The sequence below is a fragment of the Rhizobium sp. T1470 genome (genome assembly GCF_042140505.1).
Classification (GTDB): domain Bacteria; phylum Pseudomonadota; class Alphaproteobacteria; order Rhizobiales; family Rhizobiaceae; genus Rhizobium; species Rhizobium favelukesii.
The window spans coordinates 69,751-93,684 of record NZ_CP148093.1 but is presented as its reverse complement, the minus strand read 5'-3'; the positions used below and the strand labels follow the sequence as shown (position 1 = coordinate 93,684).

Sequence of the window (23,934 nt, the reverse complement as noted above, 5' to 3'; positions counted from 1 at the left end):
TTTTTGCGTCTCCACGAACTGCTGTTCGTCGCAGCCGGACGAATTCGGTGTTCAAAAAATCTGACGCGTATGTTGCCTGGGTTCAGCATTCCAAGAGTCCACATGATCGACCGGGCATGACTATCTTAATCTGCTGTTTGCTTATGCGCGCGTCGACGATATCCCGGTTGTCCTGATGAAATCTCTTCCTTCCGCTGGATAGGTTGTTTCCGTCCTTCGTTTCTCGAATCATGCTCCAATGCGTGACCCTGATGCCTGTGGCTTCGGTCACGGAATGACCGGCGGCTGTAACTATCGGCAATCGCTCCGGCGAAAATCGAGAGAAAGAACGCCGGTAGTGTCGTCGATGCCTGCACCAGCGCGACCATCAGATCGGAAGCGGGAATCGTGGCCACGAGCCCGCTGATGGCGACCGTTTGCACGAGCCATCCGAGATTAGCGATCTGTTGGCATGCCCAGACCGCATGAGAGGCCACGTTGGCCAGGGGGCGAGGGTCGTTGGGGCGGACTGGGAAACGTCTTCGCGCTGCATGATCTCTGACTTTCAAAGTCTCCGATTACGAGGGGTGCTCCCTGCTCAAACAAAACTTGGTTCGTATGACCGGGATGTTCTGCGCAAACAACGCAGGTTCTGGTCGTGAAGGGTGCGTTCGGCGCCAGTTGCCCGATGCGCGGCCGAAGTACCCTTCGCCTACATTGATCCGACATCGTCGCATTTGGTGTAAGTCAGGGCGTTGTGGAACAGCCTAGATTCTCATTTGCGGCTCCGTTTCTTCAGATTGTTATGAAGAAGCAGGCAGGCGGCAGCGGGCAGACTGAGTGCTTCTGCAGCCTGCAACCGGTCTTGGCTGTAATAGCCCGCCTCGTTCAAACAGTTGATTGTGCCGATGACTTCGTTGTCGACAACGATCGGAACATTGATGATTGACCCGCAGGCAAGCGACTTGATCAGTTGGTGATCGGCGAACACCTCGGCAATGTCGGCGATAGTGTTTGCGACGAAGGTGCGTCGTTGCTTCAGCACAATATCCGACCAAAGGGCGTCGCCGTAAGGCTTGGTGCCGGTTGCGGGATAGACCTCCGGCATGTTGGAATAGATGCGCTCCGAAGCATTTTTGGTCGTGTCGCTTGCCGTAAGGGTGAACAGCTTTACGCCTAAGACGTCTTTCGTCAGCGCCTCCAACGCTGCGAAGGCAGCATTGGGCTGATCGTTTCCCGCAAGCGCAGCTACAAATTTATTAAAGGCAGGCATTTCATTCTCTCTGTCTAAAAAAGTCGAATGTGCCGGTTTCCCAGCTGACATTCGGCACGGGTCACATCAAGAAGGCCGTCGGGATCCTGTCGTCAGCCCGACGGTTATGTCGTTGGTATGTCGGGTCAGATGCCGATCGCTTCATAGGCTTCCGCGATCTGCCGAATGGAGGCGACATAAGCCGCTGTGCGATAGTCGCCAAGCTCCGGTTGCTTCTCAAGAAGATCGCCGATGCGGGCCCAGGTGCTGCGCATGACATCTTCGAGGCCCGAACGGACGAGGTCGATCTCCGCGCCGCCTTCAAGGAACTCGTCGCGAATGTCGGCGGGGAACTCCTTGCCGGTCATCCGCTCGAGCGCTGTGGCAATCGTCTGGTTGCGCCGCTCGCGCCGCCGCCGCTCCATCAGCCCGAAGGGGATGTGCGTCAGGTTCTTCACCCACTCGAAATAGCTGACGACGACACCGCCGGCATTGACATAGAGATCGGGAAGAATGGTCACGCCCCGGGAGCGGAGGATCTTGTCCGCCTCGAAGGTGACGGGACCATTGGCTGCTTCGACGACGAGGTGCGCCTTGGTGCGCTCGGCATTGTCGGCATGAATGGCATTCTCCATCGCCGCCGGAATGAGCACATCGCAGGGCTGTTCGAGCCCGGACATATCGCCTGGGAAGGACTTGACGCCTTCAAAACCGAGAATGCTGCCGGTTCGGATTTGGTGCAGCTTCAGCGCCTCGATGGGAAGGCCTTCGGAATTAGCGACATAGCCGTCGCGCTCTGCAACAACGGTGATGCGTGCGCCATCCTCTTCGGACAAGAACTTGGCGGCGTGATAGCCGACATTGCCGAAGCCCTGAACAATGACCGACGCCCCTTTGAGATCGCGTCGCCCGTCGAGACGCTCGCGTACGAGCGTCGCGAAGATAGCTCTGGATGGCGAATTGCACGCCCCTGCCCGTGGCTTCCGTTCGCCCCGCGATCCCGCCCTTCGATAGCGGCTTTCCGGTGACGCAAGCACGCGCATTGACGACATCGGTTGGATTGGCGCGGCGGAACTCATCCATCATCCAGGCCATTTCCCGCTCGCCCGTGCCGATGTCGGGAGCCGGAACGTTGACGCCTGGTCCGATCAAGCCTCGCTTGTTCAGTTCCTGGGTAAAGCGGCGGGTGATGCGCTCGAGTTCCTGCGGCGTCCATTCGCGCGGATCGATCTTCAGCGCGCCCTTGGAGCCGCCGAAGGGCACATCGACGAGCGAGCACTTCAGCGTCATCAATGCAGCGAGCGCCTCGACCTCTTCGGCGTCAGCATCGGAGGCATAGCGAATACCACCTTTCACAGGTTCGCAATGCTCACTGTGGACCGAGCGCCAGCCGATGAAGCTGAACATGCGGCCGCGCAGGCGAACACCGAAACGAACCGTGTAGGTCGAATTGCACTGGATGATCCGCTCTGCCAGTCCTTCCGGCAGATCAAGGAAGGACATGGCATGGCGGAAGTTCTGGTCGACGCTTTCGAGGAAGCCTGCGGAACTGACCTGCATCACGCGCGCCTCACAGCTTGAGAAGCATCGGTTCGAGCCTGATGTTTGCCGACCCACGTCGGCTGCGGTGACGTTGCTTGCACTTGGTACTTCCTTCCAGGGTTATTGACCGGGGCGCCGACCACCCTCCGTCAGCGGCAGCGATCTGATAGCTGTTCAACTCGAGAGAATTCTATGTTCGGCATTGCGGGCGAGGAGGGCATAAATCAGCGTGAACAGGCGACGCGCCGTGTCCTCGTCGATGCTGACCTTGGCGGAGAGACGCTCTCTCAACAGCTCAGCCGCTTCGTTGTGGATGCCACGGCGACCCATATCGATTGCCTCCAGCCGCTCAGGTCCCGGCCGGCACATAGCGTCGTAATAGCTTTCGCAGATCCGGGTATAGTCCTTGAGCAGCCGCCGGAACGGCGTGAGCGAGAGATAATGGCTAACGACATGCACGCCGTTGTCGTCGGTAACGTGCAGTGCCAACCGTCCGTCTGCGGTCTCGATCTTGAGACGATAGGGCCCCGCCCCTGTGCCCGACAGGGATGAACGTGTTGCATTCGACGAGATCAATGATGGCGATCGCCTGTTCCCGTTCAACTCGCGCGTCCGGGCCACCGGATGACCGGTCAAGCGATACATCGCAAAGACGGAACTCGGCCCCGGCCATGACGCACCCTCCTTTCAGATTGCTTCGATACACGTTGCGATGCCCATGCCGCCGCCAATGCACAGAGTGGCAAGGCCCTTAGCTCGACTTTGTACAAAATCGGTGGTGATTTCGGGGGCATCTGAGCAGCCCTGGGTGAATCAATTCGCCGCAGGGTCCCGGCCTTGCGCCATTCGTTTGATCGGATTCGAACGAATGGATGAGCGAACAACATGATTGTAGCCGTGAGCCGGGAGACGCGGTCCCCCACATCCTTCGCAAATGGCTGTCGCCGTTTCGTTTCTGGTTTACCGCGCCAAGCTGGGAGCATCTGCTGGTCCTGGTGATGGGTGCGCTCCTTTCGCCTGGCAAGCGAACGGTGACGGCCTGCCTGCGCATCACCGGACGCGCGGAGGTAAGTAATTTTGCCGCCTATCATCAGCTCCTCAACCGAGCCCGCTGGAACCCTCGCACGTTGGCGGCCCGTCTGCTGTCCGTCATTGTTGCCCGGCTCGTGCCCGAGGGCCCTGTCGTGATTGGCATGGATGATACAATCGAACGGCGTTGGGGCCAACGCATCGCCGCGCGTGGAATTTATCGTGACCCGGTGCGCTCCAGCCATGGCCACTTTGTCAAGGCCAGCGGCTTGAGATGGTTGAGCTTCATTGTTCTTTCACCTGTCCCATGGGCAAAATGTATTAAAGCCCTGCCGGTGCTGACGATCCTGTGTCCCTCTGAGCGCCATGATCAGAAGAAGGGCCGAAAGCACAAGCTGCTGACTGATTGGGCAAGGCAAGGCGTCTTGCAGCTTTGCCGCTGGCTGCCGGGCCGCGAAATCATCTTTGTCGGCGATAGCAGCTTTGCCGTTCATACACTGGCTGCGGCTCTTCCCGACACGGCCACTCTCATCACGCGGTTGCGTCTGGATGCCAGTCTCTTTGCTCCACCAGATCAACGGCACGAACATACGCTCGGGCGACCGGCGCAAAAAGGCAGGCCATTGCCGAAACTGAAAACGCTCCTCAAAGACGCAAAGACCGAGTGGCAGCGCATCGTCGCATCGTCCTGGTACGGCAAGCAAACCGACAAAACCCTTGATGTCACATCAGGAACCGGCCTCTGGTATCGGCGTGGAACGCCCCCAAGACCAATTCGCTGGGTTCTCGTTCGCGATCCATCAGGCCGTCGTGAACCCCAGGCGTTCATGAGCACCAACGTCAACCTTGAGCCCGCTCAGATCATTGCCTATTTCGTTCGGCGCTGGCAGATCGAGGTCACCTTCGCCGAAACGCGAGCGCATCTTGGCGTGGAAACCCAACGGCAGTGGAACGACAAAGCCATCATGCGCACGACCCCGTCGCTGCTGGCGCTCTACAGCCTCGTCACACTCTGGGCATGCGATCTGCTCGGTCATGGCGTCATTCCCTATGCCGCCGCCTGGTACAAGAAAACAGAGTTCACCTTCTCCGATGCCATCGGTGCGGTTCGCATGATCCTGTGGGATCAGGATATTTATCGACAGTACCCGCCAGACCCGGACATTCCTGAAACTCAACCAAGCCGCCTCAAGCGGATGACACAAGCACTTTGCTTCGCTGCATAATGTACAAAGTCGAGCTAAGAGGCTGCCTCAAAAAGAAGTGGGTGATTTCAACAGGTTGTGATTCCTTCGGATTTGCGAAGATTCGATGGAGTTCACGATGGCCTGGACCGAAACCACCCGTCGGCAATATGCCCGGCGAGCAGCACGCTATGCAAGCGATATGACGGATAGAGAATGGCGAATTGTCGAGCCGCTCCTACCTGCGCCCCGTCGACTTGGGCGACCGCGAACAACGGTGCTGCGTGAGGTCATGAATGCGCTTTTGTATATCGCCTCGACCGGCTGCCAATGGCGGATGCTGCCAAAGGACTTTCCGCCGTGCTCGACGGTTCAGCGATACTTCTATGCGTGGCGGGGTATTGGGCTTTGGGCCCGCATCAACCACCATCTAGTGAAGGCGGCGCGCGAACTGGAAGGCAAAGAGGCCAGTCCTACGGCAGGCGTGATCGACAGCCAAAGCGTCAAAACCACCGAAAGCGGCGGCATTCGAGGTTACGACGCCGGCAAAAAGATCAAGGGCCGCAAGCGCCATATCGTCGTCGACACACTCGGCCTGCTGGTTGGCCTCATGGTTCACAGCGCCGATATCCAGGACCGCGATGGCGCTCCCGATTTACTGAAATCCATTTGTCACAGATGGCCATGGTTGCTGCATGTTTTCGCCGACGGTGGCTATGCGGGCGACAAATTGAAACGGAAGCTGAAGAAGGTCGGTCGCTTCACGGTCGAAATCATCAAGCGCAGCGACAAGACCAAAGGCTTCGAAGTGCTACCACGCCGTTGGGTCGTCGAGCGAACATTTGCATGGCTTGGAAGGTGCCGGAGATTGGCGAAGGACGTCGAAAAATCCATCGCTTCAGCCGAGGCATGGATCATGATCGCCCATATCCGCCTCATCACTAGACGTCTCGCAAGGTATTGTTACCATTGAACTCTTTTCGAGTCCGACTCTTAGACACGCCGCGGCGTTTCATCTCGAACAGCAGCGTGTTGAGGATGCGGGCGCCGATCGGATGTCCGATCGCAATCGCACCACCGTTGACGTTGACGATCGACGTATCCCAGCCGAGATCCTTGTTGACGGCGCAGGCCTGTGCCGCGAACGCCTCGTTTGCCTCGACAAGATCGAGATCGCCAATAGTCCAGCCAGCCTTTTCCAACGCCTTGCGCGATGCCGGGATCGGGCCTGTGCCCATGATCTGCGGATCGACGCCGGCCGTTGCCCAGGAAACGATGCGCGCCAGGGGCTGGATGCCGCGACGGCCAGCTTCGGCCTCGCTCATTAAGAGGGTGGCAGCAGCGCCGTCATTGATCCCGGATGCGTTGCCGGCGGTGACCGTACCCTCCTTGTCGAAGGCGGGGCGAAGCTTGGTCATGCTGTCGAGCGTGGCGCCATGGCGGATATATTCGTCCTGGTCGACCACGACATCGGTCTTGCGGGTCTTGACGATGAAGGGAATGATCTCATCGGCGAAGCGGCCGGCCTTCTGGGCAGCTTCCGCCTTGTTCTGCGATCCGAGCGCGAACACATCCTGGTCCTCGCGGGTCAGCTGCCACTTCTTGGCGACGTTCTCGGCCGTCGTTCCCATGTGGTAGCCATAGAACGCATCGGTCAGACCATCCTTGATCATGGTGTCGACCATCTTGAAGTCGCCCATCTTCACGCCGCCGCGCAGATGCGCGCAGTGCGGCGCCATCGACATCGATTCCATGCCGCCGGCCGCGATGATCTTTGCGTCGCCGGTGGCGATCTGCTGCATGCCGAGCGCCACGGCGCGCAGGCCGGAACCGCAGAGCTGGTTCATGCCCCAGGCGGTTGCCTCCTGGGGAATGCCGGCCTTCATGGCGGCCTGGCGGGCCGGGTTCTGGCCTTCGCCGGCCGAGAGAACCTGACCGAGGATCACTTCGTCCACTTCGCCGGCTTCGACACCGGCGCGCTCCAGCACGCCCTTGATGACGGCGGCGCCGAGTTCATGCGCTGGCGTATTGGCAAACGAACCGTTGAACGAGCCAACCGCGGTGCGGCCCGCGCTGGCGATGACGGTGGATGGGATGCTCATGGGAGTTCCTCCGTAGTTCGATGATCCAATAAGGTTCGGATCAGTTGATGATCGTGGCGTCCGTCGCCGCCCGCAACTCGTTGTCGGTCACCCCATCGGCGAGTTCCACAAGCTTGAGGCCACCGTCGACAACGTCGAAAACGCCAAAGTTGGTGATGATCCGGTCAACCACGCCTTTGCCGGTGAGCGGCAGCGTGCAGGCCTTCAGCACCTTGGATTCGCCGGCCTTGTTGGTATGGTCCATGACGACGACGACCCGCTTGACGCCGGCAACCAGGTCCATGGCGCCGCCCATGCCCTTGACCAGCTTGCCGGGGATCATCCAGTTGGCAAGGTCACCGTTATCGGCCACCTCCATGGCGCCGAGGATGGCCATCGCGATCTTGCCGCCACGGATCATCGCGAAGCTTTGCGCCGAGTCGAAGAAGGCCGAATGCGGCAGTGCCGTCACCGTCTGTTTGCCGGCATTGATCAGATCGGCGTCAACTTTGTCTTCGGTCGGGAACGGGCCGATACCGAGCAGGCCGTTTTCCGACTGCAGCGTCACATGGACACCTTCAGGGATATAGTTCGCCACCAGGGTCGGAATGCCGATGCCGAGATTGACGTAGGTGCCATCTTGAAGTTCGCGAGCAGCCCGTGCTGCCATCTGGTTCCTGTCCCAAGCCATATGTTCCCTCCCCTCAAGCCGCCGCACGGGTCGTGCGCTGTTCAATGCGTTTCTCATGCTGGCCTTTAATCAGGCGGTGCACGTAGATTCCCGGCAGATGGATCCGATCGGAATCGAGGCTACCGGCAGGCACAATCTCCTCGACCTCAGCGACGCAGATCTTGCCGCAGGTGGCGGCTGGCGGATTGAAGTTGCGAGCTGTCTTGCGGAAGACGAGATTGCCTGTCGTGTCTGCCTTCCAGGCCTTGACGATCGACAGGTCAGCGACGATGCCGGTCTCGAGCACATAGGTCTCGCCGTTGAAGGTCTTCAGCTCCTTGCCCTCGGCAACGACCGTGCCGACGCCGGTTTTGGTGTAGAAGCCAGCGATGCCTGCCCCGCCTGCACGCATGCGTTCAGCAAGCGTCCCCTGCGGGTTGAACTCGAGCTCAAGTTCGCCGCTCAGATACTGCCGCATGAACTCGGCGTTCTCGCCGACATAGGACGAGATCATCTTCCTGATCTGCTTCGTCTTCAAAAGGATGCCCAGACCGAAGTCGTCCACCCCGCAATTGTTCGAAGCAATCGTCAGGTCCTTCGTATCGGCCTTACGGATTGCATCGATCAGCAGCTCTGGAATACCGCAGAGGCCAAACCCGCCAGCCGCAATGAACATCCCGTCGAACAGCAGGCCGTCGAGAGCTGCCTGCGGGTTCTCATAAGTCTTATCCATAGTCTCCCCTCAAATTGTCCGGTTCACGGAATTTCGGCTTCCCGCGTCTAGATTGGCTGCCAATTCGCTGATCGGTCTGAACCTCACCCCCGATTGATGCAGACGATCTTTGGCTGGGTCATATCCTCGTAGGCGAAGCGGACACCCTCGCGACCCATGCTGCCGTATTTGAAGCCGCCGAAGGGCATGGCATCGAAGCGGTAATCGGAGGAGTCGTTGATCATCACCCCACCCGCTTCGATCCGATTGGCTGCGTCAAGCGCGACATTGAGGTCGCTGGTGAAGATGCCGGCATGCAGGCCGTAGTCGGGATCGTTGGCCATCTCGATCGCCTCATCGAGCGTGTCGAAGGGCGCAAGCATGACGACGGGTGCAAACACTTCCTCATGCCACAGCTTGCAATTCACCGGTGTGCCTTCGAGGACCGTCGGGTGATAGAGAGATCCATCGCGGTAGTTGCCACAGAGCAGCTTCGCGCCTGCTTTGATGGCGTCGTTGACCGCGGTTTCGGTGCGTTCGGCGACTTGGGCAGAGATCATCGGACCGACGTCGGTATCCTCCTGCAGGGGATCTCCTGCCTTGAGCCCGTTCGTCGCCGCAACAAAGGCATCGCGGAAACGATCGTAGAGGTCCGCCTGGATCAAAATGCGCTGGGCGCCGATGCAGTTTTGGCCGGCGGCCCAGAAGGCGCCGGAGACGCAAGCCTCGACTGCTTTATCAAAGTCGCAATCATTCATGACGATCACAGGCGCATTGCCGCCAAGCTCCATGGCGAGCTTCTTCAGCCCGGCGGCGCGGCTGATCGCCTCACCAGTGGCAAAGCCGCCGGTGAAGGACACCATGCGCACGTCGCGCGCAGAGATCATCGCAGTCACCACCTCTCTGTCACCGTGAGCGACGGTAATGACGTCCTGAGGCAAACCGGCTTCACGAAGCGCATCTACCAGCTTGATCGCTGAAAACGGTGTCAGATTTGATGGCTTGAGCAGCACCGCATTGCCCCCGGCAATCGCCGGGCCGAGTTTATGAGCGACGAGGTTCAGCGGATCGTTGTAAGGCGTGATAGCGGTGATGATGCCGAGCGGCTCGCGCGTGAACCAGCCCTGGCGCTGTTCCGATCCGGTATAGGCATCGAACGGCACGATCTCGCCGGCATTCCGCTTTGCCTCTTCCGCCGAGAGCTTCAGCGTGTTGACGCAGCGAAACACTTCCTTGCGCGCCTGGATAATCGTCTTTCCGGCTTCGCGGACGATGATTTCGGCGAAGGCGTCGCGACGGCTTTCGACGATTCGAGCGGCGCCCTCCAGGATGCCTGCACGTTCATGCCTGGGCAGATTGCGCGAGAACGTGGCACCGCGGCGCGCGGTTTCCAGCAGGCGATCGATCTCGGCAGGATCGGTCGCCTCGACCGTTCCAAGCAGGGCCCCATCGTAAGGGCTGTGGACAGAGATCGGCGCCAGGCTGGTTTTGATGTGGAGTTTGGCGGCAGTCATGTGGCCAGCTTCCCTATGAATGATGAACCTCCTGTCTGGAGGCCGAGTTTGTCCTGCGAGGCAAGGCTTCCGCCCCTTCCCCGTTTCGGCTTTTTGATGCAGCGTTGATGGCGAGCCTTACGCGACCGGTATTACCGGCCGCCATGGCTCAAGTTCCCGATCAGACCTTCCGGCCGTCGCGAACCAGTTCATCCATGACGGAGCGAACGGCCTTCTCGGCAATCGAGACGATCTCGTCGATCTCTGCCTTAGTGGTGACCAGCGGCGGCGCGAAGCCGAGGATGTCGCCATGCGGCATGGCGCGGGCGATCAGGCCACGGTCACGGGCCGCCTTGGAGACGCGAGCACCTACCTTCAGCGACGGATCGAACCGGGTCTTGTTCTCGCGGTCACCGACGAACTCGATGGCGCCCATCAGGCCGACGCCACGCACTTCGCCAACGATCGGCAATTGCGCGAACTTCTCCTTGAGCTGTGCCTGGAAATAGGCGCCGACCTCGCGGGCGTTCCCAGGCAGATCTTCCTTCTCGACGATGTCGAGAACCGCATTGGCCGCTGCTGCGCCGATCGGATGGCCGGAATAGGTATAGCCATGCGAGAACGCGCCGACCCTGTCGGCTCCGTCTTCCAGCACCTGGTAAACTTTTTCGCCGACGATCGCAGCCGAGAGCGGGAAGTAGGCAGACGTCAGCCCTTTGGCGACAGTGATCAGGTCGGGTTCGATGCCATAGTGCTGCGATCCGAACATGGAGCCGGTACGGCCGAAGCCGGTAATGACCTCGTCGGCGATCAGCAGCACGTCATGCTTCTTCAGCACGGGCTGGATGGCCTCCCAATAGCCTTCCGGCGGCGGCGTGATGCCGCCGGTGCCGAGCACCGGCTCGGCGATGAAACCACCGACATTGTCGGGACCGAGCTGTTCGATCAGTTGGTCGAGCTCAGCGGCGCGGCGAGTGGAGAATTCCCGCTCGGTCTCGCCTGAGTTGGCACCCCAATAATGATGCGGTACGCCGGTATGGACGATCTGCGACAGCGGCAGGTCCATGTGATCGTGGTAGAAACTCATGCCGGTCATGGAACCGGAAACGACGCTGCAGCCGTGATAACCGCGTTCACGCGAGATGATCTTCTTTTTCGTTGGCTTGCCACGAAGGTTGTTATAATACCAGACGAGCTTGGCCTGGGTCTCGTTGGCGTCCGAACCGGACATTCCGTAGAACACCTTGCTCATCTTGCCTGGCGCCGTCTTCACCAGACGATCCGACAGGATCGCCAACTCGTCGGTCGTGTGCGCGGCATACGAGTGGTAATAGGCGAGACGATAGGCCTGACGCGAGATGGCCTCAGCCACTTCGGTGCGGCCGTAGCCGACGTTGACGCAGTAGAGGCCGGCAAAGCCATCGATCAGCTGATTGCCATGGGCATCCTGAATGCGGATCCCCTTGCCCGTCTCGACGATCGTCGGCTCACCAAGCTTGCCCGTCGCGAAATCCTTCAACTGCGTGAAAGGATGCAGGACCGACGCGCGGTCCTTCTTGGCGATGTCCTGAATGTTAATGGTCATCATTGGTTCTTTCCATAAGCGAGGCGATCATTTTTGCGACGAACAGAAGAACGCCGTCTCCGTTTTGTTCGGACGTTTGCACCTCAATTCGATGGTGCTATTGTGCAGGGACGCCGATGCAGATTGACGGCGAATACAATGCCGTATATGCAGGATTACTGCGTACTTTTAATCTACTTGCAGGATATTTCATAGATGGAACTCGATCGCGCCGATATTGTGCTACTCAATGCCGTTCAAAAAAATAACAGGCTCACGTCAGAGGAACTAGCCGAGCGGGCGAACCTGTCTCCGACTGCCTGTCAGCGCCGCCTCAAGCGCCTGCGGGCCGAAGGCGTTATCGAAGCCGATGTCTCGATCGTCTCCCCGAAAGCTGTTGGCCGACAGGTCACCGTAGTGGTTCTCGTCTCACTTGAGCGCGAACGTGCTGACATCATCGATCGATTCAAGTCGGCGATCAGGAGCACACGCGAGGTCATGATTGGATACTACGTAACTGGCGAGGCGGATTTCCTCCTGATCGTCACCGCAAAAGACATGGAGGACTACGAACAGTTCACACGCCGCTTCTTCTACGAGAACAATGACATCAAAGGGTTCAAGACAATGGTGGTCATGGATCGCGTCAAAGCCGGGTTTGCTTTTCCCATAGAACCCTGAAGCGCCTGACCTGTTCAAACTGGAGACTCGACCCGCTTCGCGACACCATCGTGAAACCGATCACACTAGATTTCGCAGCCCTAATCAATTACCAGTAGTTTGCGCGGGACGTTGGACAGGAATTCTACCGCACCTTCCGTGATCAAAATGCTCTCCGTGATCTCGATGCCCCAGTCGCCATACCAAAGACCGGACATGAAGTGGAATGTCATGCCGGGACGTAATTCCATTCTGTCACCGGATCGGAAGCTAGCTGAATTCTCACCCCATGCTGGCGGATAACCCATACCGATGGGGTAGCCAGAACGACTGGTTTTATCGAAGCCATATCGTGCCAAGGCGCTGGTGTAATACCAACGTGAGCGGTTTCTGACTCGTTTTGCGGTTGAATTCTGAATCTCTGTCGCAAACGGAGGTTTGCGGATGACATTGGGAATTCCACTGCGCGATGACTTCGACGGTTTTGCCCTGCGGGCATTGGCCAAGAGCACGAAGGATGCGGCACAGGCTCGGCGGCTTCTTGCCCTTGCCGAAATCTATGATGGTCATTCACGCAGCGACGCGGCCAGGATCGGAGGCGTGACCCTGCAGATTGTCCGCGATTGGGTTATGCGCTTCAATGCCCGCGGTCCGTCAGGGCTCATCAACGGCAAAGCGCCTGGCAATCAAGGAAAGCTTTCCGCTGTGCATCGCCAGGCTTTGGCGAAGATTGTCGAAAGCGGGCCGATACCAGCAGTGCATGGCGTCGTTCGCTGGCGGCGCAAGGATCTGGTTCAATGGCTTTCCAGGAATACCGGATCTCTGTGGACGAGACGACCATTGGCCGCGAATTTGCCGATTCCGATGAAGCCGCCCCTTTGTTCCGAGATGATTGCGCCCCCGGTTTCCGGGATGATCTCGCCCCCTGTTTAGTGGGGTCTGCAGGCGATGATTGTTGTCAGTTCATTCAAGTAATGTGTCAAGCTTTGCGCGACAGATTTCGGTGCAGACTATCTCCGCTTAGTTCGATGCGATGGGCATTGTGGACCAACCTGTCGAGTATGGCATCGGCATAGGTTGGATCACCGATGACGCCGTGCCAGGCGGATACGGGGAGTTGGCTGGTAATGATCGTTGATCGACGGCCGTAGCGGTCTTCGAGGATTTCGAGCAGGTCATGACGGGCCTGTTCGTTGAGCGGTTCGAGGCCCCAATCGTCCAGTATCAAAAGCTGAACATGGCCCAAGGTCCGTTGCAGCCGGGCATACCTGCCGTCACCACGCGCGAGCGCAAGCTGGGAGAACAATCGTGGGACACGTTGATAGAGAACTGATCGATCGTCTCGGCAAGCCTTATGGCCGAGAGCGCACGCCAACCAACTCTTTCCGACGCCCGAGGGCCCGCAGATTGCCAGATTGTCATGCGCGTTGATCCAGTCGCCACCGAGCAGCTTCATGAAGAGAGCGCGGTCAAGGCCGCGCTCGCTGCGATAATCGACATCTTCCGGAGTGGCCTGGTGGCGCAGCTTGGCAAACCTGAGACGTGCTGCAAGCTTGCGATCGTAACGGGAACTCCACTCCCGTTCGAGCAGCAATCCGAGCCATTCGGCGTGTGAGAGATGTTCGGTTTCGCCGTTGGCAACGAGTTCGTTAAAGGCCTTTGCCATGCCGGTCAGGCCCATGGCGTTCAATTTATCCAGAGTTGGATGAGCAAGCATCTTTCGTTCTCCTTAGTGGTAATAGCGGGGTCCGCGGATGTTGGCGTGGTGGATCGGTTCATGCGACGTCGCTCCATTTGAGGCAGCCGTTCGGTCGAGGTGATTGTCGAGGATGGAGCGCACCGAGCCATAGGTCCGGGCCCCGATCTCCAGCGCACGGCCGCAAGCGGCATTGACCCTGTCGCGGCCAAAGCTCTTGTTGAGGCGGATGATCCCGAGGCAGGCTCGAAAGCCCTGCTCGGGATGCGGTCTATCTGCAAGGATGCGCTCGCACAGCAGCGCAACATCCGGCCCCATGGCAGAGGCTTCGCGTTGAATGCGTTCGATCGTCCAGTCAGCAAAGCGGCGATGCGCCGAGGGCATATGATCGGGGATCGTCGTGTGCTTGCCGTTGCCGCTGGAGCGGCGATGCGCGGCAATGCGCTCGCCCTTGTGGAAGATCTCGATCGTATTGGCGGTGATACGAGCCTCGACCTGCTCGCGGGCGAAGCGATAAGGAACGGAATAGTAGTGCCGCTCGATCTCGACGTGATAATCCAGCCCGGCACGCCGGATGCGCCATTCAGCAAAGACATAGCGTTCGACAGGCAGTGGTCGCAAAGCCGGACGATCAAGGTCTTCGAACAGTTGGCGGCGCGTGACGCCGACGCGACGCAGGACCCGTTTGTCGTTGAGGTCATGAAGCAATTCGCCGATCGCCGCATTGACCTCAGCCAGGCTGTAGAAGGTGCGGTGGCGCAGGCGGCCCAATAGCCAGCGTTCGACGATGCGAACCGCGGCTTCCACTTTCGCCTTGTCGCGCGGGCGTCGCGGCCGCGTCGGTAAAACGGCGCTCGCATAGTGAGCCGCCATCCCGGAATACGTCCGGTTGACCTGGGGATCGAAGTGGCAGGCCTTGATGATCGCCACCTTGGCATTGTCGGGAACCAGCAAGGCTGGCGCACCGCCAAAAAACTCCAGCGCCAGGACATGGCATTCGATCCAGTCAGGAAGTGTCTCACTCCAGCGTGCCTGCGCATACGAAAGGCTCGATGCTCCCAGAACAGCCACGAACAGGTGCGCCTGCCGTGTCTTGCCGGACAGCCGATCCACGATCACTGTGACCGTGTCGCCGGCATAATCGACGAACAGCTTGTCGCCGGCCGCATGATCCTGTCGCATCGTCACAGGCAGCTTCATCGCCCAGCCGCGGTAAAGGTCACAGTACCGGCTATAGCGATAACCCTCTGGATAACGGCTGATGTATTCGTCCCAAAGGATTTGCAGCGTCATGTGCTTGCGCTTCAGCTCCCGGTGGACCTGCGCCCAGTCCGGCTCGGGGCTACGACGGTGACCGGTCTTCGTCCCGGCCGCCTTGTAAAGCGCCGCTTCCAGGACTGCATCGCTGACCTCGTCACTCAACGGCCAGGAAAGTTCCGCAATCGCCGCACGCCGCAACGTCTCGCGCACCGTCGATGGCGCAGCGCCAACGCGGACCGCAATCGACTTGTGGCCAAGTCCTTGCTCGAAGCGATATCTCAATATCTCGCGGACACGCCGCATCTCCAGTCTCTCCGCAGGCATCCCGTTCCTTCCTCATCAAAGTCGAAGGAAGAAACTTCACACCAGCAGAACACCCACGCCAGATGCCGTCCAACGGGGGCGCATCATCTCGGAATCAGGGGGCGGATTGCCTCGGAATTTGCACCAATTGAAGGCGCTCGGCTTTGCAAAGCTGTCTGCTCGTCCGCGCCATTACGCCCAGAACGAGGGTGACCTGGAGAGTTTTAAAAAAACTTCCCCGCCACACTGGCAACCATCAAAAGCAGGCTCCCCAAGAACATCGAGATCGAGCTCTGGTGGGCCGACGAAGCTCGGATAGGGCAGAAGAACAAGATCACCCGACGATGGGCACGCAAGGGCACAAGGCCTTCGGCACCACTCGATCAACGCACGATGTGGACTTATATCTTCGGCGCCATCTGCCCCAAGAAGGGCAAAGCTGCGGGCCTTGTTCTTCCCTACTGCGACACCGATGCCATGAACCATGCCATGAACCAGCATCTGCTCGAAATCAGCCAGGCGGTCGATGAAGGTGCTCATGCCGTGCTGATCGTTGATCAGGCTGGATGGCACGTCACGCCGAAACTCAAAGTACCCGACAACGTCACCCTGCTGTTCCTGCCGCCGCGGTCGCCCGAATTGAACCCTGTCGAGAACCTGTGGCAATTTATGAGGGAGAACTGGTTGTCCAACCGGATATTCAAAGACTACGACGACAAAGTTTCCCATTGCTGTGACGCATGGAACAAGCTGGTCGCGCAGCCGTGGAAGATCATGTCAATTGGAATGCGTGATTGGGCGCACCGGTTTTGATTAGCGCTCGTTGGTATAAGGAAGCCGCAGCTTGGGTCGCAGCAGCGGGTTCCGTTCTTTGATCTGGTTGAAAGTGTCCCATGTGAGGCGGCCACCATCTCGGCTGCGGCTGCGTAACATTCGGCACCAGTACCGTTCCGTGGCCCGATACACCTTGAGCAGCGACCGAAGGTTTCCGGCGATGCCATAATAGGCGTAGTGGCCACGAAGAGCAGCGTTGATTTCGCTGACCTGGTCCCTGATGACGTAATGTCGAACTTGCCGCATCAGCTCCTGCAGAGACGAGAGACTACGTCGAAGCCGAGACTTCTCCGTGCGCATCCCGACCTTGAAGTTACCCTTTTGGTTCCGCGAGCAGTACAGCGTCATGCCCAGAAAGTAGATCGTCTCCGGGCGATTTCTGCCGCGTTTGCTCGCATCTCTCTGAGCAAACCGACCAAACTCGACCAACTTGGTCTTGCTCGGCTCAAGAGTGAGGCCAAACTTCCCCAAACGATGACGGAGAGCGTCCTCGACGCGGAGCGCATCCGATTGATGTTGGAAACAGATCACGAAGTCGTCGATATAACGCACCAGCCGGGCTTCGCCCTTGAGCTGGACCTTCACCACGCGCTCGAACCAGAGGTCGAGCACATAATGGAGATAAACGTTGCTCAGCAAAACGCTGATCGACCCTCCTTGAGGAGTTCCTTCATCACTCGGGTGGACAGCCCCGTCCTCAAGGACGCCTGCTTTCAGCCAGCGCCTGATCAAGCTGATCACGCGCGGATCCCCGACTCGATGCTCGACAAACCGGAGCAGCCACTCATGCGACAGACTCCCAAAATAGTCCTTCAAGTCCGCCTCCAGCACCCAGCTCGTCCGGCCGCCGCAGATTGCCTCGTTGAGGGTCGACAGGGCATGATGAGCGCTAAGATGCGGCCTGCCGCCGAACGAGCAGGGCAAGAAGTCCTGCTCGTAGATCGCCGACAGCACCTCAGCTGTGCTGCGCTGAAGCGCCCGGTCCGAAACAGTTGGCACCCCGAGCGGGCGCTTCTCCGTCTTGCCGGGCTTGGGGATGTAAACGCGCCGCACTGCCGGCGCGCGATATCCCTGGCGGTGAATGGATTGGAGCATCGGCTCTATCCATTCTCCAAAGCTCTCCTTCGCCGCCTTCACCGTCTGACCATCCACCCCGGCGGCCGAGCGCTGCGGAATCCTCAACAGATTCCTCTGCACCCGTTCGCGCGTGATGTGATGGGCAAGCGACGTAAAGCGGAGTTTCGGCTCACACCGAGCTTTCGCTGCTATATGTTCAAGTCCCGTTTCCATGGTCAGCTGATCTTCCCTTTGCATGAAAGGCCGTGTCTCCCGTTGAATGGAGCCCATGTTGCCCAAAAACATTTCAACTACCGCTGACCGCTTCCCCATGTGGCCGGCTCTCCCGACCTCGGAGTACTATCAGTCAGTCTGACTTCCACCCGGTCATCAGCCCCTTCTCGCCTCATCGGCTTGGCAGGTCCTACAAGCTTGCGCTTGAACCGGTTGGATCTCCCTTGTTCACGTCAAATCCTTCGATTGCATGCTGGCGGTACGAACCCCGGGAGCACCTTGGACCACTCGCAAAGACGCGGCCTGCGATTCCGCCTTCCCCTTTGAGAGACAGGGTCGGCTACTCCGATCACGTTCGATTTCGGGGCTATCTATCCGTTCACGTATGTTCCGGCCTACAATCTCCTTGTCTACGCTTCGCAGCGGCCGTTACCGGACACCACGCAAGACTCAGTACACGGCTGCTCGCTAGGCTTTGCCGTGGCCGTCATCTCAGACGGCTGAATTCAACGCGCTTGCAAGGCGCAACTCTCAACGAACCTGTCCTCACCAACCGCATCAGCGACGTGGCGTCTGAAGCGTTCAACCATCACGGCGTCGTTGACAACCGGGGGCTCTCCCCATCTCGGCACAAACTTCGCTTTGCCTCGGTGCATCGCGGCGGCTGCATTCGCGATTTCGCCAACCCGCCTAACAAGCAAATCCCTACGATCAGTGCTATTGGTTCTTATGGTCCCCGTAAGAGTTACGGAGGGGCAAATAATATTGATCGCAGTGCCCCTATAATCGTCCCGATGGTTACCACTGGGGCATCCTTACCAGGCATCTCGCGCGATACGACCTTCTGAACTTCGTTGATAAATGTTCCGGCTATGGCGATCGCATCAATGCCTTCGTAAGGCTTTGCGCCGTGAGACATCGCACCCTTCTAGGGTCAGTTCAAACTGATCAGCCGAATTTGTCACCGGACCCGCGAGAGCGCCATACGATCCCGCCGGTATATCCGTTCTGACGTGATATCCAATTGCAGCATCAAAGCGGCTCTGTTGCAAAAAAATCCTCTTGATGCCAGAAAGAGCGCCGAAGATTTCGAGCGAGACTATTGATGAGTGATTTCAAGTGGCGTCATTTTCAGGGCGAAGTGATTTTGTGGGCAGTGCGATGGTATTGCCGCTATGGGGTCAGCTACCGCGACCTTGAACAGATGATGGGAGAACGGGGTGTGCCCGTCGATCATTCCACGATTTGTCGTTGGGTTCAGAAATATGCGCCGGAGATTGAAAAGCGGTTGCGATGGCACTGGCGCCGGCCGCAGTCAACGAGTTGGCGCGTTGATGAAACCTATGTGAAAGTGCGCGGACAATGGACGTATCTTTACCGGGCCGTCGACAAATTCGGCAACACGATCGATTTTTATCTGTCCTCGACCCGCAATGCGAAAGCGGCCAAACGCTTTCTCGCCAAGGCCTTGAATGGCCTGAAGGACTGGGAAAAGCCAACCGTCATCAACACCGACAAGGCTCCTACTTATGGCATTGCCATTGCGCAATTGAAGGTCGAAAGCAAATGTCCCGCAGAACTCGTGCACCGACAGGTCAAATATCTGAACAACGTCATTGAGGCCGATCACGGCAAGCTAAAGCAACTGATCAGGTTCAAGACGCTGAAAACGGCCTATGCGACGATCAAAGGTTTCGAGGTCATGCGCGCTTTGCGGAAGGGGCAAGCGGCAATTTTCAACCTGACGGGCGACGTCCGTGGCGAAGCACGCATCGTTGAACGTGCTTTCGGCATCGGACCGAGTGCGCTGACGGTAGCTGTAGCACTGCTCGGTAAGAATCTCGAAAATCGCGAGCCTGCCAGGTAATCGACGTATCAACCAACGGCCTTCATAACAACAACAGAGCCCAGCATGATGTACAGGTCTTTCAAGGCATCCTGACGCTTCGCTCGAAAGGCACACTACGAATGCAGGAGCTGCCAACAGTACCGGACAGCCAGTTCGGTTGTTGGAACAAGTGCTTTGTCGGAGACTGCGAAGGTGGGAGTGTGAACCCCAGACTCATAGCCTGGTTCTCGACTGCCAAACCAAAAATAGATCGATGGGACACGACTGGAGTAAAAAGCGAAGTCGTCGCTGCCGGTGCTCGCCTGCCCGTCAATGTACTTGTCCGGACCAACGGACTCCGTGACAAGCTGACGGAAACGTTCCACCATTGCCTGGTCGTTCACTACCGGGGGCTCACCCATTCGGGCGATGAACTCTGCCTTGCCACGATGCATCACGGCAACGCCCTCGGCAACATCGCGCACGCGTTGTACTAATTGATACCGCCGTTCAGTGCTGGCGGTTCGAATCGTGCCTCCGATCTTGACTGAAGGACAGATGATATTGATCGCCTCTCCGCCGTGAATGGTGCCAATGGTCACGATCGCGCGGTCGTCCACCGGCATTTCCCGCGATATTACCTTCTGAACCTCGTTGATAAAGGCGACAGCGATGGAAATCGCATCTACCCCGAGATGGGGCTTCGCCCCATGTGCCATCGTCCCGGTAAGTTCGAGCGTAAACTGGTCGGACGCATTGGTTACCGCGCCGGTGCGAGCACCATAGGAACCGACTGGGATATCTGTGCGGACATGATACCCTACCGCGGCGTCGAAGCCATCGAGAAGATGCTCTTCTGCTACCGTCCGGCCACCCAGCGGCTCCGCTTCTTCAGCCGGCTGGAAAAATACGCGCACCCTTCCAGAGAAGTTCTCGCGCATGCGATGAAACGCAAGCGCCGTGCCCAGCGCAATTGACCCATGCATGTCGTGACCGCACGCGTGCATGACGCCCGGAACTTGCGACTTGTAAGGCAGATCATCGCGTTCTTCCTGAATCGGAAGAGCATCAATGTCGCCACGCAACGCGATCGACCGATTGGCACCAGGGGCTGAGCCCTGGATGTCAACGTAGACGCCAGTCTTGTGGAACGTCTGCACCTCGGTCAAACCGAAACGGGCTAGGGTCTCGATAATTCGCTTCTGAGTATTCCACTCATTGTTCGAGAGCTCGGGCTCCCGATGCATGGCGTGCCGCATCCGCACGATGGCTTCACGTTCGGCTTCGGAGGTCAGTTCGTTGATTGGCATCTTCATTGCGGATATCAACCTCTACTTAATGAACAGCTCGCGGGGAGTCGCAGTCAAGGGTTCAAAACCGGTGTCGGAAACCACGAAGCTCTGCGTTATCGTAATACCAACGTTGCCCAGCCAGAGACCGGGCATCATATGGAAGACCATGCCAGGCTCGAGCACCGTTTCGTCGCCCCTACGAATGCTAGCTGTGCGCTCTCCTGAAGCGGGGGGGAACCCGATTCCAGTGGGGTAACCAATGCGGGACTCCTTCTCAATTCCGTGGCGTGCAAGAGCTCGTCTGAACTCACGTTCGACCTGCGAACACGTTCTCCCGGGACGGACTGCTTCAAGGCCAACATTCAGAGCTTCGACAGCTATTTTCGATAGGTCTTGGAAAGCTGGTGAAGCTTGCCCACGACAATTGTACGAGCGAGGTTGACCTGGTACCGATGGCGGCATCCCGACAGTTCCAGATTAACAACCGTGGAGTCTGGAAGCCGGTTGTCAGTCCAAGCAGCGTGGGGAGCGATCGAGCGCTCGCCGATGCAAAGATCGGGGGGCAACAAGGGTAATCGCCTCCAAACTCAGGCGTTCCGGATACTTGTTGATGATAAATTGCAGCGGCGATGTCGCATTCTCTTACGCCGGCTTCGACTGTATCGATGACGCGCTTCATCGCGACGTCGGCCAACTGACCAGCTTGGCGCATTATGGAGACCTCCGCCGGGCTTTTTACCAAGCGGATCCAACCGACCAGGAGGTCGGCGTCTACGAATTCGGCATTAGGTAACGCGTGTGTGAGGTCAGCGTGCTCGCGGGCGGGATAGTAGTACCCTCCCATCTCCACCCCGATCCGAGCTTTTTCGCCGCCGAGTTCCTTTACGATATCGGCCATGAAGACATAGGCCGAAAGGGTCGCGGACTGAACGTAAGTGTCCGGATAGGCGCGAATGTTGCCTTCCGCGAGATAGGTCGTCATGGAGGCCGAAACCCGGTCCATGAATCGACCAACCCAGATAGGTTCTTTGTAATCCTGAGCGACGATCACCAACTGAGGCGTATAGAATGAATACGCGTTGTAGCCGGTAAGGTAGTTTTGATTGGGCGGCTCGGAGAGAAGGAGAATGTCTATCCCTCTGTGCGTCATCTCTTTTTTTACAGCGGCAAGACGAGCTTGAAATTCGCACTGTCCGAAGTGAAGTTCTTTTATCATGTTCATCACTAGATTCTGTTCGTAACTTCAAATCGATCGCTTTGCGATCTCATCTGCAACGCAATCGTCGATCGGCGTATTAAAGGTCATCAATATGTAGCCGAGTACAGAATAGAACCCGACCGTTGCCATCAGGTCGAATACTGCTTGTTTTCCCAAGGCTGCCGAAATCGCACGTTCGATATCTGGTGTCAGGCGCCCTGCGTCGAAAAGAGCATCGACAGCGCGCCCGATCAGCCCGTCCTCACCAACAGGAGAGCCGCGCAAATCGCGAATTCGAGCGTCCGAAATACCTAAGGCACGAGCGCGGCTGACATGGTGGGCCCATTCATACGCAGAGCCCATCCGATGGGCCGCTCGCAGGATAACAAGTTCAGACCGGACCGGCCCCAAAGCGCTGCCTTTGACGATATGCTGGCGTAGTGGAGCCCAGGCCCTTAACAATGCCGGATGGTGGGCCATGGTGCGGTAGATATTGAGGTCTCCCGCAAATCCTGCCCTCATATCCGCGATTTCGGCCGGCCAGTTTTCGTCGGTTATCGGCGGACAAGGCGAGTTCGTCTTATGTGAAATACCCATGGCAACGCCTCAGCTTTCGATGGCGGCATTGATTGCCGCAGCGAGCCGCTCCACAATCATGTCGATCTGCTCGGGCTGAATGATGTAGGGAGGTGCCAGCAGCACATGGTCGCCATGGACCCCGTCAATGGTTCCCCCCATCGGGTAGCACATCAGACCTCGTTGCATCGCTTCCATCTTGATCCTGGAATGGATCTTGCGAGTGGGGTCAAAAGGTTCTTTCGTATCCTTGTCCGCCACAATTTCCACACCACGAAAAAGGCCGCGACCACGGATCTCGCCAACGTAGGGAGATTGACCAAGTGCGGCATCAAGTCCCGCCTGGAGCCGGTCCCCCATCTTGATGACATTGGCCATGACATCCGAACGTTTGAGGATCTCGACCACCTTGTTGGCGGCGGCCGCAGCAATCGGATGACCGATGTAGGTATGTCCGTGCTGGAACAGACCTGATCCTTCCGCAAATGCACGATAGATTTTTTCAGATAGGAGCACTGCGCCGATCGGCTGAAAACCACCGCCCAAGCCCTTCGCAATAGTCAACAGATCAGGAACTATCCCCTCCTGTTCCACCGCGAAAATCGTACCAGTGCGCCCCATGCCGCACATTACTTCGTCGAGGATCAGCAAGATGCCGTACTTGTCACAGATCTGGCGGACCCGCTTGAAGTAGTCAGCGACAGGCCCCACGGCACCGAGTGTCGCACCCACCACGGGTTCAGCCACGAACGCCATGACCTTATCGGTCCCCAACTCGACAATTTTAGCTTCGAGCTCGGTGGCAAGCCTCTCGGCGTATGCCTCGGGTGTTTCGCCCGATTGCATATCGCGATAGGCGTAGCAAGGAGAAACATGATGGGTCTCCGGTAAGATCGGCTTGAACTGCGCGCGTCGCCATGCGTTCCCACCAGTTGCGAGAGCGCCGATCGTGTTTCCGTGATAGCTCTGCCGGCGTGCGATGATATGACGTCGTTGAGACTGGCCGATTTCCACGAAATATTGGCGTGCCATCTTCAACGCGGCCTCGACAGCTTCGGAACCGCCGGAAACCAAGTAAACATAATCGAGGCCTTTCGGCGCCAGCTTCACAAGTTGCTCAGCAAGTTCTTCAGCGACATCAGTCGTAAAGAACGAGGTATGAGCATAAGCAATCCGGCCCATCTGCGCCTTCATCGCCTCAAGTACCTCTGGATGGTTGTGCCCAAGGCAGCTCACAGCCGCCCCCCCTGAGCCATCGATATAGCTTCGGCCTTCGCTGTCGCTGATATGGATCCCTTCGCCGCCAACGGCTCTGGGCAAATTTGTACCGATCGAACGATGGAGGATTTTGGTCATGCTTATCTCGGGCTGATTGTGGCCGACGCTCCGGCGCTTCATGTCTATTGATTTGCAGTTTTCGCGAAAAATTGCAACAAGTGTTTTATCATATCGATCTATGACGCATTTGTTTTCACCCCGTTCCGGCGGAAT

The 23,934-nt window shown here is 58.1% G+C and carries 17 protein-coding genes and 6 pseudogenes; 6 read left to right on the top strand and 17 right to left on the bottom strand.

Features of this window, described 5'->3' with window-relative positions:
* Window positions 1-278: 278 nt before the first annotated feature.
* From WGT02_RS30215 to WGT02_RS30200, 4 genes and pseudogenes are all read right to left on the bottom strand, one after another.
* A pseudogene (locus tag WGT02_RS30215) lies at window positions 279-532 on the bottom strand (MFS transporter); the annotation flags it as partial.
* Between the two features lie 222 nt (window positions 533-754).
* Window positions 755-1,252 carry a GAF domain-containing protein gene (locus tag WGT02_RS30210; RefSeq protein ID WP_225040294.1) on the bottom strand — a complete coding sequence of 166 codons (498 nt, stop codon included), beginning with the start codon at window positions 1,250-1,252 and terminating at the stop codon, window positions 755-757.
* A 125-nt stretch (window positions 1,253-1,377) separates the two neighbouring features.
* Window positions 1,378-2,791: pseudogene (locus WGT02_RS30205) on the bottom strand (Glu/Leu/Phe/Val dehydrogenase).
* Between the two features lie 156 nt (window positions 2,792-2,947).
* Window positions 2,948-3,446 (bottom strand): annotated as a pseudogene (locus WGT02_RS30200) (UPF0262 family protein).
* A gap of 199 nt (window positions 3,447-3,645) precedes the next feature.
* On the opposite strand from WGT02_RS30200, the gene WGT02_RS30195 reads away from it, so the two are divergent.
* Together WGT02_RS30195 and WGT02_RS30190 are read left to right on the top strand one after the other, a co-directional pair.
* Complete coding sequence (locus WGT02_RS30195) at window positions 3,646-5,028, top strand: transposase (RefSeq protein WP_208245700.1); 1,383 nt, start codon at window positions 3,646-3,648, stop codon at window positions 5,026-5,028.
* A gap of 97 nt (window positions 5,029-5,125) precedes the next feature.
* Window positions 5,126-5,959, top strand: a complete 834-nt coding sequence (locus WGT02_RS30190; protein WP_208246385.1) for an IS5 family transposase — start codon at window positions 5,126-5,128, stop codon at window positions 5,957-5,959.
* Here WGT02_RS30190 and WGT02_RS30185 read toward each other — a convergent pair.
* From WGT02_RS30185 to WGT02_RS30165, 5 genes are all read right to left on the bottom strand, one after another.
* Window positions 5,928-7,088 carry an acetyl-CoA C-acetyltransferase gene (locus WGT02_RS30185; RefSeq protein WP_208245817.1) on the bottom strand — a complete coding sequence of 387 codons (1,161 nt, stop codon included), beginning with the start codon at window positions 7,086-7,088 and terminating at the stop codon, window positions 5,928-5,930. The genes WGT02_RS30190 and WGT02_RS30185 overlap by 32 nt on opposite strands.
* A gap of 40 nt (window positions 7,089-7,128) precedes the next feature.
* Window positions 7,129-7,758, bottom strand: coding sequence for a 3-oxoacid CoA-transferase subunit B (locus WGT02_RS30180; RefSeq protein WP_208245815.1), 630 nt, complete (start codon window positions 7,756-7,758; stop codon window positions 7,129-7,131).
* Window positions 7,759-7,771: 13 nt separating this feature from the next.
* A complete protein-coding gene (locus tag WGT02_RS30175) occupies window positions 7,772-8,470 on the bottom strand; it encodes a CoA transferase subunit A (protein ID WP_208245813.1) in 699 nt (232 codons plus the stop codon).
* An 83-nt stretch (window positions 8,471-8,553) separates the two neighbouring features.
* Window positions 8,554-9,963 (bottom strand): aldehyde dehydrogenase family protein, encoded by a 1,410-nt coding sequence (locus WGT02_RS30170; protein WP_208245810.1) that lies wholly within the window; start codon window positions 9,961-9,963, stop codon window positions 8,554-8,556.
* Between the two features lie 160 nt (window positions 9,964-10,123).
* Window positions 10,124-11,527, bottom strand: a complete 1,404-nt coding sequence (locus WGT02_RS30165) for an aspartate aminotransferase family protein (protein ID WP_208246383.1) — start codon at window positions 11,525-11,527, stop codon at window positions 10,124-10,126.
* 195 nt (window positions 11,528-11,722) lie between these two features.
* Between WGT02_RS30165 and WGT02_RS30160 the strand changes: the two genes are divergently transcribed.
* Window positions 11,723-12,187: an Lrp/AsnC family transcriptional regulator gene (locus tag WGT02_RS30160; protein WP_208245808.1), complete on the top strand. Its 465-nt coding sequence runs from the start codon at window positions 11,723-11,725 to the stop codon at window positions 12,185-12,187.
* Between the two features lie 80 nt (window positions 12,188-12,267).
* On the opposite strand, the pseudogene WGT02_RS30155 reads toward WGT02_RS30160, so the two are convergent.
* Window positions 12,268-12,525 (bottom strand): annotated as a pseudogene (locus WGT02_RS30155) (M24 family metallopeptidase); the annotation flags it as partial.
* Between the two features lie 85 nt (window positions 12,526-12,610).
* Here WGT02_RS30155 and WGT02_RS30150 point away from each other — a divergent pair.
* Entirely contained in the window at window positions 12,611-13,099 is a 489-nt protein-coding gene (locus tag WGT02_RS30150) for a helix-turn-helix domain-containing protein (RefSeq protein WP_208245806.1), read from the top strand.
* Between the two features lie 46 nt (window positions 13,100-13,145).
* Here WGT02_RS30150 and istB read toward each other — a convergent pair whose 3' ends face one another.
* Window positions 13,146-13,883, bottom strand: coding sequence for an IS21-like element helper ATPase IstB (istB, locus tag WGT02_RS30145; RefSeq protein WP_208245804.1), 738 nt, complete (start codon window positions 13,881-13,883; stop codon window positions 13,146-13,148).
* A gap of 12 nt (window positions 13,884-13,895) precedes the next feature.
* Window positions 13,896-15,425 carry an IS21 family transposase gene (gene istA / locus WGT02_RS30140; protein WP_208245803.1) on the bottom strand — a complete coding sequence of 510 codons (1,530 nt, stop codon included), beginning with the start codon at window positions 15,423-15,425 and terminating at the stop codon, window positions 13,896-13,898.
* A 148-nt stretch (window positions 15,426-15,573) separates the two neighbouring features.
* Here istA and WGT02_RS30135 point away from each other — a divergent pair.
* Window positions 15,574-16,238: pseudogene (locus tag WGT02_RS30135) on the top strand (IS630 family transposase); the annotation flags it as partial.
* On the opposite strand, the gene ltrA reads toward WGT02_RS30135, so the two are convergent.
* Window positions 16,239-17,573, bottom strand: a complete 1,335-nt coding sequence (gene ltrA, locus WGT02_RS30130; RefSeq protein WP_375679767.1) for a group II intron reverse transcriptase/maturase — start codon at window positions 17,571-17,573, stop codon at window positions 16,239-16,241.
* A 1,081-nt stretch (window positions 17,574-18,654) separates the two neighbouring features.
* On the opposite strand from ltrA, the gene WGT02_RS30125 reads away from it, so the two are divergent.
* Entirely contained in the window at window positions 18,655-19,416 is a 762-nt protein-coding gene (locus WGT02_RS30125; RefSeq protein ID WP_208245802.1) for an IS6 family transposase, read from the top strand.
* A 95-nt stretch (window positions 19,417-19,511) separates the two neighbouring features.
* Here the strand turns inward: WGT02_RS30125 and WGT02_RS30120 are convergent, their stop codons facing one another.
* From WGT02_RS30120 to WGT02_RS30105, 4 genes and pseudogenes are all read right to left on the bottom strand, one after another.
* Complete coding sequence (locus WGT02_RS30120) at window positions 19,512-20,693, bottom strand: M20 family metallopeptidase (protein WP_208245801.1); 1,182 nt, start codon at window positions 20,691-20,693, stop codon at window positions 19,512-19,514.
* A gap of 15 nt (window positions 20,694-20,708) precedes the next feature.
* A pseudogene (locus tag WGT02_RS30115) lies at window positions 20,709-21,819 on the bottom strand (M24 family metallopeptidase).
* Between the two features lie 93 nt (window positions 21,820-21,912).
* Window positions 21,913-22,389, bottom strand: a complete 477-nt coding sequence (locus WGT02_RS30110; protein WP_208245800.1) for a carboxymuconolactone decarboxylase family protein — start codon at window positions 22,387-22,389, stop codon at window positions 21,913-21,915.
* 84 nt (window positions 22,390-22,473) lie between these two features.
* A complete protein-coding gene (locus WGT02_RS30105) occupies window positions 22,474-23,799 on the bottom strand; it encodes an aspartate aminotransferase family protein (protein WP_208245799.1) in 1,326 nt (441 codons plus the stop codon).
* Window positions 23,800-23,934 lie beyond the last annotated feature (135 nt).

Excerpts from the sequence above, each read along its gene's own strand:
- WGT02_RS30110 (WP_208245800.1), bottom strand. The coding sequence starts at position 22,389 with ATGAGGGCAGGATTTGCGGGAGACCTCAATATCTACCGCACCATGGCC.
- WGT02_RS30150 (WP_208245806.1), top strand. The coding sequence starts at position 12,611 with ATGACATTGGGAATTCCACTGCGCGATGACTTCGACGGTTTTGCCCTG.
- WGT02_RS30190 (WP_208246385.1), top strand. The coding sequence starts at position 5,126 with ATGGCCTGGACCGAAACCACCCGTCGGCAATATGCCCGGCGAGCAGCA.
- WGT02_RS30185 (WP_208245817.1), bottom strand. The coding sequence starts at position 7,088 with ATGAGCATCCCATCCACCGTCATCGCCAGCGCGGGCCGCACCGCGGTT.
- WGT02_RS30160 (WP_208245808.1), top strand. The coding sequence starts at position 11,723 with ATGGAACTCGATCGCGCCGATATTGTGCTACTCAATGCCGTTCAAAAA.
- istB (WP_208245804.1), bottom strand. The coding sequence starts at position 13,883 with ATGCTTGCTCATCCAACTCTGGATAAATTGAACGCCATGGGCCTGACC.
- WGT02_RS30195 (WP_208245700.1), top strand. The coding sequence starts at position 3,646 with ATGAGCGAACAACATGATTGTAGCCGTGAGCCGGGAGACGCGGTCCCC.
- WGT02_RS30175 (WP_208245813.1), bottom strand. The coding sequence starts at position 8,470 with ATGGATAAGACTTATGAGAACCCGCAGGCAGCTCTCGACGGCCTGCTG.
- WGT02_RS30120 (WP_208245801.1), bottom strand. The coding sequence starts at position 20,693 with ATGAAGATGCCAATCAACGAACTGACCTCCGAAGCCGAACGTGAAGCC.
- WGT02_RS30105 (WP_208245799.1), bottom strand. The coding sequence starts at position 23,799 with ATGACCAAAATCCTCCATCGTTCGATCGGTACAAATTTGCCCAGAGCC.
- WGT02_RS30170 (WP_208245810.1), bottom strand. The coding sequence starts at position 9,963 with ATGACTGCCGCCAAACTCCACATCAAAACCAGCCTGGCGCCGATCTCT.
- ltrA (WP_375679767.1), bottom strand. The coding sequence starts at position 17,573 with ATGCAAAGGGAAGATCAGCTGACCATGGAAACGGGACTTGAACATATA.
- WGT02_RS30180 (WP_208245815.1), bottom strand. The coding sequence starts at position 7,758 with ATGGCTTGGGACAGGAACCAGATGGCAGCACGGGCTGCTCGCGAACTT.
- istA (WP_208245803.1), bottom strand. The coding sequence starts at position 15,425 with ATGCGGCGTGTCCGCGAGATATTGAGATATCGCTTCGAGCAAGGACTT.
- WGT02_RS30165 (WP_208246383.1), bottom strand. The coding sequence starts at position 11,527 with ATGACCATTAACATTCAGGACATCGCCAAGAAGGACCGCGCGTCGGTC.
- WGT02_RS30125 (WP_208245802.1), top strand. The coding sequence starts at position 18,655 with ATGAGTGATTTCAAGTGGCGTCATTTTCAGGGCGAAGTGATTTTGTGG.
- WGT02_RS30210 (WP_225040294.1), bottom strand. The coding sequence starts at position 1,252 with ATGCCTGCCTTTAATAAATTTGTAGCTGCGCTTGCGGGAAACGATCAG.